Source organism: Variovorax sp. VaC1, assembly GCF_043658315.1.
In the GTDB taxonomy this organism is placed as follows: domain Bacteria; phylum Pseudomonadota; class Gammaproteobacteria; order Burkholderiales; family Burkholderiaceae_C; genus Variovorax.
This window is the reverse complement of the sequence record NZ_JBIGLT010000004.1, coordinates 289,719-305,386: the sequence shown is the minus strand read 5'-3', so window position 1 is coordinate 305,386 and position 15,668 is coordinate 289,719. Positions and strand designations below refer to the sequence as shown.

Genomic DNA, 15,668 nt, shown 5'->3' with positions numbered 1-15,668 from the left:
TCCGCCCCTTTTTCCCGTTTTCCGCTTCCGGAGCACCTCTTCATGGCCCTCATTCCCGCGACCATCCTCACCGGCTTTCTCGGCTCGGGCAAAACCACCTTGCTCAAGCGCATCCTGACCGAGGCCCATGGCCAGAAGATCGCGGTCATCGAGAACGAGTTCGGCGAAGAGAACATCGACAGCGACATCCTCGTGACCGAGTCGAAAGAGCAGATCGTGCAGATGAGCAACGGCTGCGTGTGCTGCACCATCCGTGAAGACCTGCGCGAAGCGCTGCAGCTGCTGGCCGCCAAGAAGCGCCAGGGCCTGCTGGACTTCGACCGCGTGGTGATCGAGACCACCGGCCTGGCCGACCCCGGCCCGGTGGCGCAGACCTTCTTCATGGACGACGAGATCGCCGAGAGCTACCTGCTCGACTCGATCCTCACGCTGGTGGATGCCAAGCATGCGCCGCAGCAACTGAACGACCGCCAGGAAGCACGCCGCCAGGTGGGTTTTGCCGACCAGATCTTCATCAGCAAGAGCGAGCTGGTGTCGGCGGAAGAGACCGAAGCGCTGATCCATCGCCTCAAGCACATGAACCCGCGCGCGCCGCAGCAGAAGGCGCATTTCGGCGACGTACCGCTCAAGGACATCTTCGACCTGCGCGGCTTCAACCTGAACGCCAAGCTGGACATCGACCCCGACTTCCTGAAGGAAGACGACCACGACCATCACGACCATGACCACGCGCATGGCGAGCATTGCGACCACCCCTCGCACAAGCACGAAGGCCACGGCCACCATCACCACACCGACGATGACGTGAAGAGCTTCGTCTACAAGGCCGACCGCGCCTTCGACCCGGCCAAGCTCGAAGACTTTCTGGGCGCCATCGTCAACATCTACGGCCCGCGCATGCTGCGCTACAAGGGCGTGCTGAACATGAAGGGCACCGAGCGCAAGGTGATCTTCCAGGGCGTGCACCAGCTCATGGGCAGCGACCTGGGCCCGGAGTGGGGCAAGGACGAGGCGCGCCAGAGCCGCATGGTGTTCATCGGCATCGAGCTGCCGCGTGAAATTCTCGAGCAGGGGCTGGAGCAGTGCCTGGTCTGACGGACTGCTTGCGCTGATAGGAATGAAAAAGGGCGCTGACCGCGAGGTCAGCGCCCTTTTCTATTCAGGGGAAGCCTGGGCTCAGTTGCCCGCGCCCGGCGCGCCCAGCGGCTTGCCGTTGACCTTCAGGCTGCCTGCGCTGAACTCGACCTGCGCGGTGACGTCGTCGCCATCGCGCTTGACGAAGCCCTTCTGTTCGCCTTGCTCGACCAGGCCCGCCACCATTTCGGGCGGCGGCGTCTGGCCGCTTTCGGCGCCGGTCTCGGCCAGCTTCTCGAGCCACTTCATCGGCAGCCGTGCGTTGGCCTTGAACACGCCGCGCTTCATCATCAGCGCGGTGCCGGGGGCTTGCAGGTCTTCGTCGGTCACACCGGTCAGGCCGGCGGTGTAGCTGATCTCGGCGCGCTTGCCGTCGATCTCGACCAGCATCTTGTCGAGACCGAATTCGGGGCTGTACTTGGCCATGGCCTTGATGTCGGGGGCCAGCTGGTCGGTCAGCGCCTTGATGGCTTCCTGCGAGGCCTTGCTGCCGCCCTTGCCGCAGCCGTTGGCGGCACCGGACTGCATCCAGGCGTCGGCCAGCTTCTTGTAGCCGGCGGCGTGGATGTTGCGGGCGCTGCTGCCCACCTCGAACTTGTCGATCTTGGTCTCGCCGATCTTGCCGCTGCCCTTGAGGGTGCCGCCCGATGCATACAGGCCGTCCTTGATGCTGGCCTCGCCGATCAGGTCGATGCCTTGCAGCAGCACGGTCGGCAGCGCCTTGTGCTCGCCGCCGGGGGCAGTGCCCAGGCCCTTGGGGGCCGCGAATTCGAGCGAATCGAGCCGGCCTTCGGTCTTGCCGGTGGCCAGGATCCAGCCGGCGCTGCTGTCCATGTCGGCCTTGACGGCGAGCTTGCCCATCTTCATGGTCACGCCGCTGCGGGTGTCGCTGAAGTCCAGGCCCGGCATCGTGAGGTCGTAGCGCACCTGGGTGCGTGCCGCGTTCACTTCCATGCGGGCCTGCGCGCCTTGCCAGGTGAACTGGCCCTTGCCGTCTTCGGCCAGCTTGGCGGGCGCGACCGTCATGTCGGTCGTGAAGGCGCCGCTGAAGCCGACCTTGGTGTGGGCCGTCAGGGGCTTGGCCTTGCCGAAGAATTTCTCGACATTGGCTTGCGTCTGGGCGTCGAGCACCAGTTCGCTGTCGATGGTGGCGGCAGCCAGCGAGCCGCCGGCCAGCGGGCCGTGGTGGATGGTGTCGCGCAGGGTGATGCGGAAGGGCTTGAGCGGGGCGGTGTCGGCTTCGGCGTCCTTGTCTTCGTCGGTGTCGGCGTCGGCTTCTTCGCCTTCCGCGGACTTGGCGACGGGGGCCGGCGCGGCGGCAGCGGGCTCGGGGGCGCAGCCGATTTCCAGGGTCACGGTGCTGACGGCACCGAGGAAGCCGCGGTCGTAGTTGCGCTCGACCACGCGCACCATCGCCGTCTGCTTCGGCAGCTCGTCGAAGGCGGTGTCGTAACGCGACTTGATCTGCGAGGCGGCCCACCAGGTGCTGCCGCCATAGGCGACGGCGATGGCCGCTGCCAGGACTCCCAATACTGCTTTCTTGCTCAAGACTTGCTTTCTTTTGTCGAATGATCGGATGGGCCCGCGCCGCGAATGGGCATGGGCATGCCTGCGTTGCCCTCTCCGACAACGCGGGGCGATGCTAACGGACTCGGTCGTCGTGGCCATGGCGTGCCCGCGTGTCCGAGTTCTCTATACAATCGCGCGCCTGTTCCGGCAGCCATGTTCCGTCCCGATGGACAAGATGTGACTTCCGGCACGGGGCGCCGCACGTTTCTGGTGGGCTTTCGGGGGTATAACCCCGGGGTTCGCCACTGGCGAGCACCCCGACAACGTGGAGCCCGCACGGCCTGAAAGCCGCAGTGGCTCTCATGGGAGGAGACACCCAGTGAAAGCGCGTTCCAGTTCGTTCAAGGAGCCAGTCACCGTGAAGAAACCCGCCGCAAAGGCCACGCCAGCAACCAAGCCCGCCGCAAAGAAGGCGCCGGCTGCGAAGGCTGTACCCGCGGCGAAAAAGGTTTCCGCCACTGCACATGGTCCTGCCGCGAAGGAGAAAAGCGCGCCATCCAAAAAGCCCGCAGCACCACCGGCCAAGGCCGCGACTGCTGCAAAGAAGCCCGTCAAGCCTGCGGCCAAGACCGCAGCAGGTGCGGGTCCATCGTCATCCAAACCCGTCGGCCGCCCTGCTGCCGTTCCTTCTGCCCCCCCGATCCCCATGAAAAAAACGGCTGCCGCCTCCTCTTCCGCCCCGGCGACACCCTCGATGCCCGCTCAAACCGCCACGCCCGCACCCGCTGCACGTGGTGGCCGCGTGTCCCGGCTGTCGCAACTGACCGTCCCTTCGATGCCGCAATCGGTGGCGTCGACCGCCGCCAAGTCCAGCTTCTCGCAAGCGCCTTCCACCGCGCTGGTGCCGCCACCGCCGCTGGCCGTCAAGAAAGACCCGAAGCTGGCCAACAACTGGAAGGCCAAGTCCGCCGCCGAGCTGAGCGATGCCGAAGTCATCGCCATGCCCGACGACGAGTACATGAATGAAAAGCAGATGGCGTTCTTCCGCCTGAAGCTGGTGGAACTCAAGCGCGGCATCCTCGAGAACGCCGGTGAAACCACCGAGCACCTGCGCGAAGACACCGTGGTCGTGCCCGACCCGGCCGACCGCGCCACCATCGAGGAAGAGCACGCGCTCGAGCTGCGCACGCGCGACCGCGAGCGCAAGCTGCTCAAGAAGATCGAGCAATCGATCCAGCGCATCGACGCCGGCGACTACGGCTACTGCGACGAGACCGGCGAGCCCATCGGTGTCGGCCGCCTGCTGGCCCGCCCGACGGCCACGCTGTCGCTCGAAGCGCAGCAACGCCGCGAACTCAAGCAGAAGATGTTCGGGGACTGATCGACAGGAAGGTAGAAAGAATCCTGCCCGTTCGATAGTCTTCACCGCATGGCAAAGGAAGAATCGGGCCGCCTTTTTTCCAAGGTGGCCAAATTTGTTCGCAATCCGCTCAAGGATTGGTCGGAGCTGGATGCGCCTTCCTCGGATTCCTCGCTGCCCGAGCAGACCTACAGCCGGGAGATGCTCAAGGAGATGATCGAGCGGCGCCAGCGCAACGACTTCGTGCGCCGGCGCGAGTTCGACATGCTGCGCAAGCTGCGTCAGCGCGAAGCCGCCGCCCATGCCTTCGAAGCGACGGTCACGCCGTCGTCCTTCAACATCAACAGCTCTTCCGAAAAATCGGAAGGCCGCGCGCTCACGCTCAAGAAGATCGACGAGATCGAAGAGCAGATGTCGCAGCAGTGGTGGAAGGGGCGAGGCCCCAACGGCGAAACGTTGGTCAATCCACCGCCCGAGGCCGGCGCCGAGACGCTGCCGCCCGTGCATACCGACGATTTGCTCGAAGGGCAGGCCGAGCGCGCGCCGGCACCGCCGGCAGTTGCCGCTTCGGTGGCAGCGGGCAGCCCCCCGGCCGTTGCCGGCAGCGGCGACGTGCCACTGATGTCGTCGCGGCTCGCCCACGATGGCGCGCTCGAAGAGGCGGTGATCCGCTTCGCGCATGGCGACGATGCCGGCGCCGAGGCCATCCTGCTGCAGGCCCTGGCCTCCGAGAGCGCCCCGGCTTCCAGCGGCGAGAACGACCCCGCGGCCGAGCGCGACGACAGCCGTTGGCGCGCCCTGTTCGACCTGTACCGCGCGACGGGCGATGCCGCCAAGTTCGCGGCCGCCCGCATGCGCTACGCGCAGCGCATGAAGCGCATGGGCCCCGACTGGGTATCGCTCGAAGAACTGGCCCGCAGCGTGAAGGCCGTCACCGCCAGCGAAGACGCTGGCGCGGCCGGCGAGGGTGGTAGTGCCGATTGGGTCAGCCCCGCGCGCTTGGCGCGTGAAGGCTTGATGGCGCTCACGCGGGCGCTGTCGAAGGCCGGGTCGGTCTGGACGCTCGACTGGCGTGGCCTCACCGGCATCGAGCCCGATGCGGCCGCGCCGCTGCGCGTGCTGTTCACGCACTGGGCCGATTCGCCGGTGCAATTGCGCTTCATGGGCACCGCGCAGCTGCTGGCGGTATTGTCCGAGGCTGCGCCCAACAACGAGCGCGGCACCGACGACATCTGGTGGCAGCTGCACCTGGCGGCGCTGCGCATGATGCACCTGCCCGACGATTTCGAGCTGGTGGCGCTCAATTACTGCATCACCTACGAGGTGTCGCCGCCTTCGTGGCAGGACCCCCGGGGCGAGTGCACCTCGCTGGCGGCACCGCCGGCCAGCCGGCCCAGTTCGGTGTGGTCGCTGCTGTCGGTCGGCGGCGATTCCGAAAGCTTTCCGTCCACTGACAGCGGTTTTGCCGCGCTGGCGGGCGATCTGCGCGGTGATTCGCTCTCGTGCTGGCAGCGGCTGGACAGCGACCTGCGCCACACCACGGCGCCGGTCATTTCCTGTGCGGCGCTGGTGCGCATGGACCTCACCGCCGCGGGCACGCTGCTGAGCTGGGTGCGCGCGCGCGATGCCAATGGCGAGCGGGTGCAGTTCGTCGACGCGCACCGCCTGATGGCCGCGCTGTTCAACCTCATCGGCATCGCCGACCACGCCACCGTGGCGGTGAGGAAGAACTAGCCTTCAGGCTTCCTTGCCCCCTGTTGCGCAGGGGCGGCGCGAGCGGCCTAGCAGGGCTCCTGGAATGGATTCCGGGCGTAACAAAGGGGTTGCATTGATCGGCGCCATCCCCAGATGGCTTCGATGGAACAGTTTCACGGCACCACCATCGTGAGCGTGCGCCGCAAGACCCCCCAAGGCGATCAGGTCGCCATTGGCGGGGACGGGCAGGTCACTCTCGGCAATATCGTCATCAAAGGCACGGCGCGCAAAGTGCGCCGGCTCTATCACGGCAAGGTGCTGGCCGGCTTTGCCGGCGCCACGGCCGACGCCTTCACGCTCTTCGAGCGCTTCGAGGCCAAGCTCGAAAAGCACCAGGGGCACCTGACCCGCGCTGCCGTCGAACTCACGAAAGACTGGCGCACCGACCGCGTGCTGCGCAAGCTCGAGGCGATGCTGGCCGTGGCCGACGCCACCACCTCGCTCATCATCACCGGCAACGGCGACGTGCTGGAGCCCGAAGACGGCGTGATCGCCATCGGTTCGGGCGGTGCCTACGCGCAGTCGGCGGCCAAGGCGCTGATCGAGAACACCGACCTTTCGGCCGAGCAGATCGTGCGCAAATCGCTGGCGATCGCCGGAGAAATCTGCATTTACACGAACATGAACCACACGGTGGAAGCGCTCTGACCATGCCCATGACCCCTCAGGAAATCGTCTCCGAGCTTGACAACCACATCGTCGGCCAGCCCGCCGCCAAGCGCGCCGTGGCCATTGCCCTGCGCAACCGCTGGCGCCGCCAGCAGGTCGAGGACAAGCTGCGCGGCGAGATCACGCCGAAGAACATTCTCATGATCGGCCCCACGGGCGTGGGCAAGACCGAGATCGCCCGCCGCCTCGCGCGCCTGGCCGATGCGCCTTTCATCAAGGTCGAGGCGACCAAGTTCACCGAGGTGGGCTACGTCGGCAAGGATGTCGATTCGATCATTCGCGACCTCGCCGAGATCGCCGTCAAGCAGACCCGCGAAGCCGAGAGCGTGAAGGTGCGCGCCCGCGCCGAAGACGCGGCCGAAGAGCGCATCCTCGACGTGCTGCTGCCGCCCGCGCGCGGTGCGGACGGCAGCACCACCACCGCGCTGGAAGGCCCCAACCCCACGCGCCAGGCGTTCCGCAAGAAGCTGCGCGAGCACCAGCTCGACGACAAGGAAATCGAACTCGACCTCGCCGAGACCCGCACGCCGCTCGAGATCATGGGCCCGGCCGGCATGGAGGAAATGACCGAGCAGCTGCGCGGCATGTTCGGCCAGCTGGGGCAGGGCAAGCGCAAGACCCGCAAGCTCAAGATCGCCGAGGCGCTGCGCCTGCTGACCGACGAAGAGGCGGCCAAGCTGGTCAATGAGGACGAGATCCGCACGCAGGCCATCACCAACGCCGAGCAGAACGGCATCGTCTTCATCGACGAGATCGACAAGGTCGCCACGCGCAGCGAAGCGCAGGGCTCCGACGTGTCGCGCCAGGGCGTGCAGCGCGACCTGCTGCCGCTGGTCGAGGGTACGGCCGTGACGACCAAGTACGGCGTGGTGCGCACCGACCACATGCTGTTCATCGCGAGCGGCGCCTTCCACCTGAGCAAGCCGAGCGACCTGATTCCCGAGCTGCAGGGGCGCTTTCCGATTCGTGTCGAGCTGCAGTCGCTCTCGGTGGCGGACTTCGAAAGCATCCTCACGCAGACCCGCGCTTCGCTCGTGAAGCAGTACCAGGCGCTGCTGGCCACCGAAGGCGTGACGCTCGATTTCACGCCCGACGGCGTGACCCGGCTGGCCAGCATCGCCTTCGAGGTCAACGAGCGCACCGAGAACATCGGCGCACGCCGTTTGTCGACCGTGATGGAGCGTTTGCTGGATGAGGTAAGCTTCGACGCGACCCGCCTTGAAGGCCAATCGATCCGCATCGATGCCGCCTACGTCGACCAGCGCCTTGCGGCACTAAGTCACGACGAAGACCTTTCGCGCTTCATCCTCTGAAGCCGCTTCTTCTTCCCCCTGTAACGGGGGAATCCTTCACGCATCACTTTCACTGCGTGAGCTAAGTACTTCATTTTCAACGAAATTCGCCGATTCCCAGGTTTGGGAGTCGGCGCTAAGTCGTTGATTCCATTACAAAAAATACCACCTACGGCCAGTTGCGTCCCAAGTGTTTCCTGCTACAGTGCAAAAAAGTGCAGTTAAGTGGGAAAAAGTGCGGGTAGTGCCCCTTCCGGGTACCGCAGCACCTCCCAACACAGGGGTTTCGTGGTCGTGTTTCAAGGCGCTTCATCGCTCAGTCTGGATGCCAAGGGGCGGCTCTCCGTGCCGACCCGGCACCGCGACGTCCTGAGCGCCACGGCAGGCGGCCAGCTCACGATCACCAAGCATCCGCACGGATGCCTGATGGTGTTCCCCCGTCCTGAATGGGAGAAATTCCGCGAGCGCATCGCCGCGCTGCCGATGTCGGCGCAGTGGTGGAAGCGCGTCTTCCTGGGCAACGCCATGGACGTGGAAATGGACGGCACGGGCCGCATCCTGGTGTCGCCCGAGCTGCGCGCCGCCACCGGCATCAACCGCGACACGCTGCTGCTGGGCATGGGCAACCATTTCGAACTCTGGGACAAGGCCACCTACGAGGCCAAGGAGGCCGAGGCCACCCAGGGCGAGATGCCCGATGTGTTTCAGGACTTCGCGTTCTGAGGATCCACGTGAACACCCCATGGACCCATACGACCGTCTTGCTGAACGAAGCGGTGGAAGCCCTTCTTTCCGGCAACGCGGCGGCCGCCGGCACCTACGTGGATGCGACCTTCGGGCGCGGAGGGCACGCGCGCGCGATCCTCGCGCGGCTGGCGCCGGAAGGCAGGCTGATCGCATTCGACAAGGATGCGGAAGCAGTGGCCGAAGCAGCGCGCATCTCGGATGCGCGTTTTTCTATCCGCCACCAGGGATTCCGCTCGCTGGGCGAACTGCCCGACGCGAGCGTGGCGGGCGTGCTGATGGACCTGGGCGTGAGTTCGCCGCAGATCGACAACCCGGTGCGCGGTTTCAGTTTTCGTTTCGACGGCCCGCTCGACATGCGCATGGACACCACGCGCGGCGAGAGCGTGGCCGAGTGGCTGGCAACGGCCGAACTTCAGCAGATTGCAGAGGTGATCCGTGACTATGGCGAAGAACGGTTTGCTGTTCAGATTGCAAAGGCGATTGTTGCTCGCCGACAAGAACGGGGCCCAATTTCAACCACCACCGAACTGGCCGAGCTCGTGGCTGGCACGGTCAAAACCCGCGAGCAGGGCCAGAACCCTGCAACGCGCACATTTCAGGCTTTTCGGATTTTCATCAACGCCGAGCTTGAAGAGCTGCAACAGGCGCTAGAGGCGAGTCTTTCCGTGCTCCAGCCCGGCGGCCGGCTTGCGGTGATCAGCTTCCATTCGCTGGAAGACCGCATCGTCAAGCAGTTCATCGCCAAGCACTCGAAGGAGGTCTACGACCGCCGCGCGCCCTTTGCCGCACCCAAGGTGATGAAGCTCAACGCGCTCGAACGCATCAAGCCGTCGCAAGCCGAGGTGAGCGGCAACCCGCGCTCGCGCAGCGCCATCCTGCGCGTCGCCGAACGCACCGAGGCCAACTGACCATGGCCCGCATCAACATCCTGCTGCTGCTGGCCGTCATTGCGACGGCGCTGTACCTTGTGCACACGCAGTACCTGTCGCGCCAGCTCTACACCGAGCTCGATCGCGTGCAGCAGGAAGCGCGCCGCCTCGAAACCGACCGCGACCGCCTGCAGGTCGAAAAGCGCGCCCAGGCCACGCCGTTGCGCGTCGAGAAGCTCGCCAAGGAGCAGCTGCAGATGCGCACGACCACGCCGGCCATCACGCAGTACGTGCGTCCCGATGGCTCGGTGATCCCGGCCGTGGCGCCGGTGGCGCCTGTGACGCCGCCCAAGCCCGCCACGGGGAGGGCCGCACGATGAGCCGCGGCAACCGCAGCGTGCGCTACACCACCAGCCCCTTGCTCGCGAGCAAGACGCCGGTCTGGCGCAGCAAGTTCATCGTCGCCGGCATTGCGCTGGGCTTCGTCATGCTGGCGGGGCGGGCCGCATACGTGCAGGTCTTCAACAACGGCTTCTTCCAGCGGCAGGGCGAAGTGCGCTTTGCACGCACGCTCGAGCTGCCGGCCAACCGCGGCCGCATCCTCGACCGCAACGGGCTCATCCTCGCGTCCAGCGTGGTGGCGCCCAGCATCTGGGCCATTCCCGAAGACATCGAGCGCGACGACCCCGAGGTGCGGGCCAAGCTCAAGCAGGTGGCCAAGCTGCTTGAGATGTCGCAAAAGGATTTCGACAAGAAGCTCGAGGACGAAGACAAGACCTTCGTCTGGATCAAGCGCCAGGTCGACGAGCCCATCGCCAAGCAGATTGCCGCGATGAACCTCAAGGGCATCTACCAGCGCAAGGAATACAAGCGCCAGTACCCCGAGGGCGAGGCCGCCGCGCACGTGGTGGGCTTCACCAACGTGGAAGACAACGGCCAGGAAGGCATCGAGCTGGCGTTCAACAAGGACCTGGGCGGCAAGGCCGGGTCGCGCCGCGTCATCAAGGACCGGCTGGGCCGCGTGGTCGAAGGCGTGGGCGACATCGTTCCGCCGCTCGACGGCAAGGACATCCAGCTGAGCGTCGACAGCAAGGTGCAGTTCTTCGCCTACCAGAAGCTGCGCGATGCGGTCACCGCGCGCAAGGCCAAGGCCGGCAGCGTGGTGGTGCTCGACGCCGTCACCGGCGAGGTGCTGGCGCTGGCCAACTACCCGAGCTACGTGCCCGACAAGCGCCAGAACCTGACCGGCGAGCAGCTGCGCAACCGCGCGCTCACCGACACCTTCGAGCCTGGCTCGACCATGAAGCCGATCACCGTCGGCATGGCACTCGAGGCCGGCCGCGTGAAGCCGACGACGCTGATCGAAACCGGCCCCGGCCGCTTCCAGATCGGTGGCTTCACCATCAGCGACACGCACAACTACGGCACGCTGACGGTCGAGGGCGTGATCCAGAAGTCGAGCAACGTCGGCGCGCTCAAGATCGCCCAGAAGATGACCCCGCACGAGATGTGGGACACCTACACCGCGCTCGGCTACGGCCAGAAGCCGCAGATCCAGTTTCCGGGCGCCGTCACCGGCCGGCTGCGTCCGTGGAAGACCTGGAAGCCGGTCGAGCAGGCCACCATGGCCTACGGCTACGGCCTGTCGGCTTCGCTGTTCCAGATGGCGCACTCGTACACCTCGTTCGCGCACGACGGCTCGATCATTCCGGTCACCATCCTCAAAAACACCGAGCCGCCGGTCGGCGTGCGCGTGTTCTCGCCCTCCAACGCGCTGGCCGTGCGCAAGATGCTGCAGATGGCCGCCGGCCCCGGCGGCACCGGCACGCGCGCGCAGACGGTCGGCTACTCGGTCGGCGGCAAGTCGGGCACGGCCCACAAGCAGGTCGGCAAGGGCTACGCCAGCAACAAGTACCGTGCCTGGTTCACCGGCATGGCGCCCATCGAGAAGCCGCGCATCATCGTCGCGGTGATGATCGACGAGCCCACCGACGGTCAGTATTTCGGCGGCCTTGCGGCCGCGCCGGTGTTCAGCGAGGTCGTGCAGCAGACCCTGCGCATGATGAACGTTCCGCCCGACCTGGCGGTCAAACCGCTTGTGATGACGCAGGGCGTCGACGAGAGCTTCTGACCATGCTGACATTCACTTCTCCCCAACTGGCGGCGTTCTGGCTCAAGGAGCGCGTGCAGGGTGCGCTGCATGCTGACAGCCGCGCCGTGCGCGCGGGCGACGCCTTCATTGCGTGGCCCGGTGCCGCGACCGATGGGCGCAAACACGTGGCCGCCGCGCTGGCACAAGGTGCCGTGGCTTGCCTGGTCGAGCACGAAGGCGTCGAGGCCTTCGGCTTCGACGGCGATGAACGCATCGTGAGCTACCCCGGCCTCAAGGCCTCGACCGGCCCGATCGCATCGGCCTTCTACGACAACCCCTCGGCCCTGCTCGACGTGCTGGCCGTGACCGGCACCAACGGCAAGACCTCCACCGCGTGGTGGCTGGCCGAATCGCTCGGCACGCTGCGTGCGGCCGGTGGCGTTCGCGCGATGCGGCCCGACGGCACCGTGGAGCGCTGCGCACCGTCGCCCTGCGGCGTGATGGGCACGCTGGGCATCGGCGTGCCGCCCGAGTTGACCTACACCGGCCTCACCACGCCCGACCCCGTGATGATGCAGCGTGAGTTGCGCGCGATGGTCACGAACGGCTTCGGCGCCTGCGCCATCGAGGCCTCGTCGATCGGCATCGCCGAACGCCGGCTCGACGGCACGCGCGTGGCGGTGGCCGTGTTCACCAATTTCACGCAGGACCATCTCGACTACCACGGCAGCATGGACGCCTACTGGCAGGCCAAGGCCGAGCTGTTCCGCTGGCCCGGCCTGCGCGCGGCAGTCATCAACATCGACGACGTGCATGGCGCCAGCCTGTGCGCGAACCTGGTCGACGGCGGCATCGGTGCGCTCGACGTCTGGACCGTGTCGGCCGAAGGCCATGCGGCGCGGCTGATGGCGCGCGACGTCGGCTATGACGAGCAGGGCCTGCAGTTCTCGGTGGCCGAGCATGGCGCGGCCGCGGTGGAGCGGCTCTCGACCGGGTTGATCGGACAATACAACGTGGCCAACCTGCTGGGCGTGCTCGGCACGCTGCGCGCGCTGGGCCTGACGCTGGCGCAAGCCGTCACGGCCTGCACCGGCCTGACCAGCGTGCCGGGCCGCATGGAGCGCGTGGCCCTGGCCGACGTCGCCAGTGCACCGCTCGCGGTGGTCGACTACGCCCACACGCCCGATGCGCTCGACAAGGCCCTCATCGGCCTGCGCCCGCTCGCCAGGCAGCGCGGTGGCGCGCTCTGGTGCCTGTTCGGCTGCGGCGGCGACCGCGACCCGATCAAGCGCCCGATGATGGCTGCCGTGGCCGAGCGCCAGGCCGACCGCGTGGTCGTGACCAGCGACAACCCGCGCAGCGAGAAGCCCGACGCGATCATTGCCCAGGTGCTGCGCGGCCTCTCGCGCCCCGAGGCCGCCCAGGTGCAGCCCGACCGCGCGGCGGCCATTGCCGACGTGCTCGCACAAGCTGCACCGCAAGACGTGGTGCTGATCGCCGGCAAGGGCCACGAGGCCTGGCAGGAAATCGCCGGCCAGCGCATCGAGTTTTCAGACAAGACCCATGCGCAGCAGGCGCTGGCAAAGCGGGGTGCCGCGGCATGACCGACACGACACCTCTCGACCTCACGCTGGCGCAGGCCCAGCAATGGATTCCCGGCTCGCGGCTGGTGGGTGACCCTTCGACGGTCATCGCCCGCGTGCACACCGACACGCGCACGCTGGCGGCGGGCGACCTGTTCGTCGCGCTCAAGGGCGAGCGCTTCGACGCCAACGACTTCCTTGCCGATGCGAAGAAGCAGGGCGCCGTTGCGGCCATTGCCCATCACGGCCTCGAAGCCGCAGGCCTTGCGGGCCTCGAAGTGCCCGACTCGCTGGCCGCGCTCGGTGCGCTCGGCGCGGGCTGGCGCGCGCAGTTCGAGCTGCCGCTCATTGCCGTCACCGGCAGCAACGGCAAGACCACCGTCACGCAGATGATCGCGGCGATCCTGTTCGCCTTCCGCGCCGAACGCGCGCTGGCGACGGCCGGCAACTTCAACAACGAGATCGGCGTGCCGCTCACGCTGCTGCGCCTGCGCGCGTCGCATCAACGCGCCGTGCTCGAACTCGGCATGAACCATCCGGGCGAGATCGCACGGTTGGCCGCCATCTCGCGCCCGACCATCGCGTTGGTCAACAACGCCCAGCGCGAACACCAGGAATTCATGGCCACCGTCGAGGCCGTGGCCGTCGAAAACGCTGCCGTGTTCGCGGTGCTGCCCGATGACGGCACGGCCGTGTTCCCGTACGGCGACACCTTCACCGCGCTGTGGACCGACATGGCCCGCGAAGGCGGCAACCGGCGCTGCATGACCTTCGGCGAAGACGAGGCCGCCGACGTCTCGCTCGACAGCGCCGAGTGGAAGCAGGGCGCCTGGGCCGTGCGCGTGCGCACGCCGCTCGGCGCCTTCGACGCGCGCCTGCACATCGCGGGCCGCCACAACGTGGGCAACGCGCTGGCCGCCACGGCGTGCGCGCTCGCGGCCGGAGTTTCCATCGAGACCATCGCAGTGGGCCTGTCGGCGTTCGAGCCGGTCAAGGGCCGCTCCAAGGCCAGCGAGGTCGTGCTGTCCAACAAGCACACGCTCACGCTGGTCGACGACAGCTACAACGCCAACCCCGATTCGGTGATCGCCGCCATCGACGTGCTCGCCGGCCTGCCGGGTCCGCGCCTGCTGGTGCTCGGCGACATGGGCGAGGTCGGCGACCGCGCCCCCGAATTCCACGCCGAGGTCGGCGCCTGGGCAAAGCAGCGCGGCATCGAGGCCGTCTACACGCTCGGTGCCGAGACCGCGCACACCGTCTCGGCCTTTGCGGATGCCGACAACGGCCGTCATTTCGGTGACTACGACGCGCTGCTCGCCGCCGTGCTCGCCCGCCTGCCGCTGGTCGGCAGCGTGCTCGTGAAAGGCTCGCGCTTCATGAAGATGGAACGCGTGGTGCAGGCCATCGGCGATCTCGCTCAGTCACATCCCAAAACAACAAAAGGAGGCCGGTCATGACGCATGAACCGAGCAAGACAACATGCTGATGAGCCTGGCCCAATGGCTGCAAACGCTGTCGCCCGAGTTCGGGTTTTTGCGCGTTTTCCAGTACCTCACATTCCGCGCGCTGATGGCGGCGCTGACGGCGCTCGTGGTCGGCCTCGTGGCCGGCCCGTATGTGATCCGTCGCCTGGCCGCACTCAAGATCGGCCAGCCGGTGCGCGGCTACGGCATGGAAACGCACCTGACCAAGAGCGGCACGCCCACCATGGGCGGCGTGCTGGTGCTGTTCGCCATCGCCTTCGCCACGCTGCTGTGGTTCGACATCTCGAACCGCTTCGTGTGGATCGTGCTGTGGGTCACGATGGGCTTCGGTGCCATCGGCTGGGTCGACGACTGGCGCAAGGTGGTGCGCAAGGACCCGGAAGGCATGCGCTCGCGCGAGAAGTATTTCTGGCAGTCGGTGGTCGGCCTGATGGCCGGTTTCTATTTGCTCTTCAGCATCTCCGAAAGCTCCAACTGGCGCGTGCTGCAGCTGTTCTTCGCGTGGGTGCAGTCGGGCTTCGATCTCGACTTTCCGCCCAAGATCAACCTGCTGGTGCCCTTCTTCAAGGAAGTGAGCTACCCGCTGGGCGGCATCGGTTTCGTGATCCTCACGTACCTCGTGATCGTGGGTGCGAGCAACGCCGTGAACCTCACCGACGGGCTCGATGGCCTGGCGATCATGCCGGTGGTGATGGTGGGCTCGGCGCTGGGCGTGTTCGCGTATGTCACGGGCAGCGCGGTGTATTCCAAGTACCTGCTGTTCCCCAACATCCCGGGCTCGGGCGAACTGCTGGTGTTCTGCTCGGCCATGGCCGGCGCGGGGCTGGCCTTCCTCTGGTTCAACACCCATCCGGCGCAGGTATTCATGGGCGACGTGGGCGCGCTGGCGCTCGGCGGCGCGCTGGGCACCATCGCGGTCATCGTGCGCCAGGAGATCGTGTTCTTCATCATGGGTGGCATCTTCGTGGTCGAGGCGATCTCGGTGATGGCGCAGGTCATGTACTTCAAGTACACGAAGAAGCGTTATGGCGAAGGCCGTCGCGTGCTCAAGATGGCGCCGCTGCACCACCACTTCGAGAAGAGCGGCTGGCGCGAGACGCAGGTCGTGGTGCGCTTCTGGATCATCACGATGCTGCTGTGCCTCGTGGGTCTTTCCACGCTGAAGCTGCGCTGA

General features: G+C 66.6%; 13 protein-coding genes. 12 read left to right on the top strand and 1 reads right to left on the bottom strand.

Annotated features, from left to right (window positions below; genetic code table 11):
• The first annotated feature begins 42 nt into the window (after nucleotides 1–42).
• Nucleotides 43–1,095, top strand: a complete 1,053-nt coding sequence (locus ACGLHS_RS18265; protein WP_093244867.1) for a GTP-binding protein — start codon at nucleotides 43–45, stop codon at nucleotides 1,093–1,095.
• Nucleotides 1,096–1,176: 81 nt separating this feature from the next.
• Here ACGLHS_RS18265 and ACGLHS_RS18260 read toward each other — a convergent pair whose 3' ends face one another.
• Nucleotides 1,177–2,682, bottom strand: coding sequence for a YdgA family protein (locus tag ACGLHS_RS18260; RefSeq protein WP_394481927.1), 1,506 nt, complete (start codon nucleotides 2,680–2,682; stop codon nucleotides 1,177–1,179).
• A gap of 715 nt (nucleotides 2,683–3,397) precedes the next feature.
• Between ACGLHS_RS18260 and dksA the strand changes: the two genes are divergently transcribed.
• The 11 genes from dksA (at nucleotide 3,398) to mraY (ending at nucleotide 15,668) form a co-directional block, all read left to right on the top strand.
• Nucleotides 3,398–4,024, top strand: a complete 627-nt coding sequence (gene dksA, locus ACGLHS_RS18255) for an RNA polymerase-binding protein DksA (protein WP_093244875.1) — start codon at nucleotides 3,398–3,400, stop codon at nucleotides 4,022–4,024.
• Nucleotides 4,025–4,108: 84 nt separating this feature from the next.
• Nucleotides 4,109–5,737 carry an STAS domain-containing protein gene (locus tag ACGLHS_RS18250; RefSeq protein ID WP_394481924.1) on the top strand — a complete coding sequence of 543 codons (1,629 nt, stop codon included), beginning with the start codon at nucleotides 4,109–4,111 and terminating at the stop codon, nucleotides 5,735–5,737.
• 123 nt (nucleotides 5,738–5,860) lie between these two features.
• A complete protein-coding gene (gene hslV, locus ACGLHS_RS18245; protein WP_093245531.1) occupies nucleotides 5,861–6,406 on the top strand; it encodes an ATP-dependent protease subunit HslV in 546 nt (181 codons plus the stop codon).
• Between the two features lie 2 nt (nucleotides 6,407–6,408).
• Nucleotides 6,409–7,740, top strand: a complete 1,332-nt coding sequence (hslU, locus tag ACGLHS_RS18240) for an ATP-dependent protease ATPase subunit HslU (RefSeq protein ID WP_394481922.1) — start codon at nucleotides 6,409–6,411, stop codon at nucleotides 7,738–7,740.
• Nucleotides 7,741–8,013: 273 nt separating this feature from the next.
• A complete protein-coding gene (mraZ, locus tag ACGLHS_RS18235) occupies nucleotides 8,014–8,442 on the top strand; it encodes a division/cell wall cluster transcriptional repressor MraZ (RefSeq protein WP_093245534.1) in 429 nt (142 codons plus the stop codon).
• 8 nt (nucleotides 8,443–8,450) lie between these two features.
• Nucleotides 8,451–9,374, top strand: a complete 924-nt coding sequence (rsmH, locus tag ACGLHS_RS18230; protein ID WP_394481920.1) for a 16S rRNA (cytosine(1402)-N(4))-methyltransferase RsmH — start codon at nucleotides 8,451–8,453, stop codon at nucleotides 9,372–9,374.
• 2 nt (nucleotides 9,375–9,376) lie between these two features.
• Entirely contained in the window at nucleotides 9,377–9,715 is a 339-nt protein-coding gene (gene ftsL / locus ACGLHS_RS18225) for a cell division protein FtsL (protein ID WP_093244885.1), read from the top strand.
• Nucleotides 9,712–11,466, top strand: a complete 1,755-nt coding sequence (locus ACGLHS_RS18220; protein WP_093244888.1) for a penicillin-binding protein 2 — start codon at nucleotides 9,712–9,714, stop codon at nucleotides 11,464–11,466. Before ftsL ends, ACGLHS_RS18220 begins: the two co-directional genes overlap by 4 nt.
• A gap of 2 nt (nucleotides 11,467–11,468) precedes the next feature.
• Nucleotides 11,469–13,031 (top strand): UDP-N-acetylmuramoyl-L-alanyl-D-glutamate--2,6-diaminopimelate ligase, encoded by a 1,563-nt coding sequence (locus tag ACGLHS_RS18215; RefSeq protein ID WP_394481917.1) that lies wholly within the window; start codon nucleotides 11,469–11,471, stop codon nucleotides 13,029–13,031.
• A complete protein-coding gene (murF, locus tag ACGLHS_RS18210; protein ID WP_394481915.1) occupies nucleotides 13,028–14,467 on the top strand; it encodes a UDP-N-acetylmuramoyl-tripeptide--D-alanyl-D-alanine ligase in 1,440 nt (479 codons plus the stop codon). Before ACGLHS_RS18215 ends, murF begins: the two co-directional genes overlap by 4 nt.
• Nucleotides 14,468–14,489: 22 nt before the next feature.
• Nucleotides 14,490–15,668, top strand: a complete 1,179-nt coding sequence (gene mraY, locus ACGLHS_RS18205; RefSeq protein ID WP_093244895.1) for a phospho-N-acetylmuramoyl-pentapeptide-transferase — start codon at nucleotides 14,490–14,492, stop codon at nucleotides 15,666–15,668.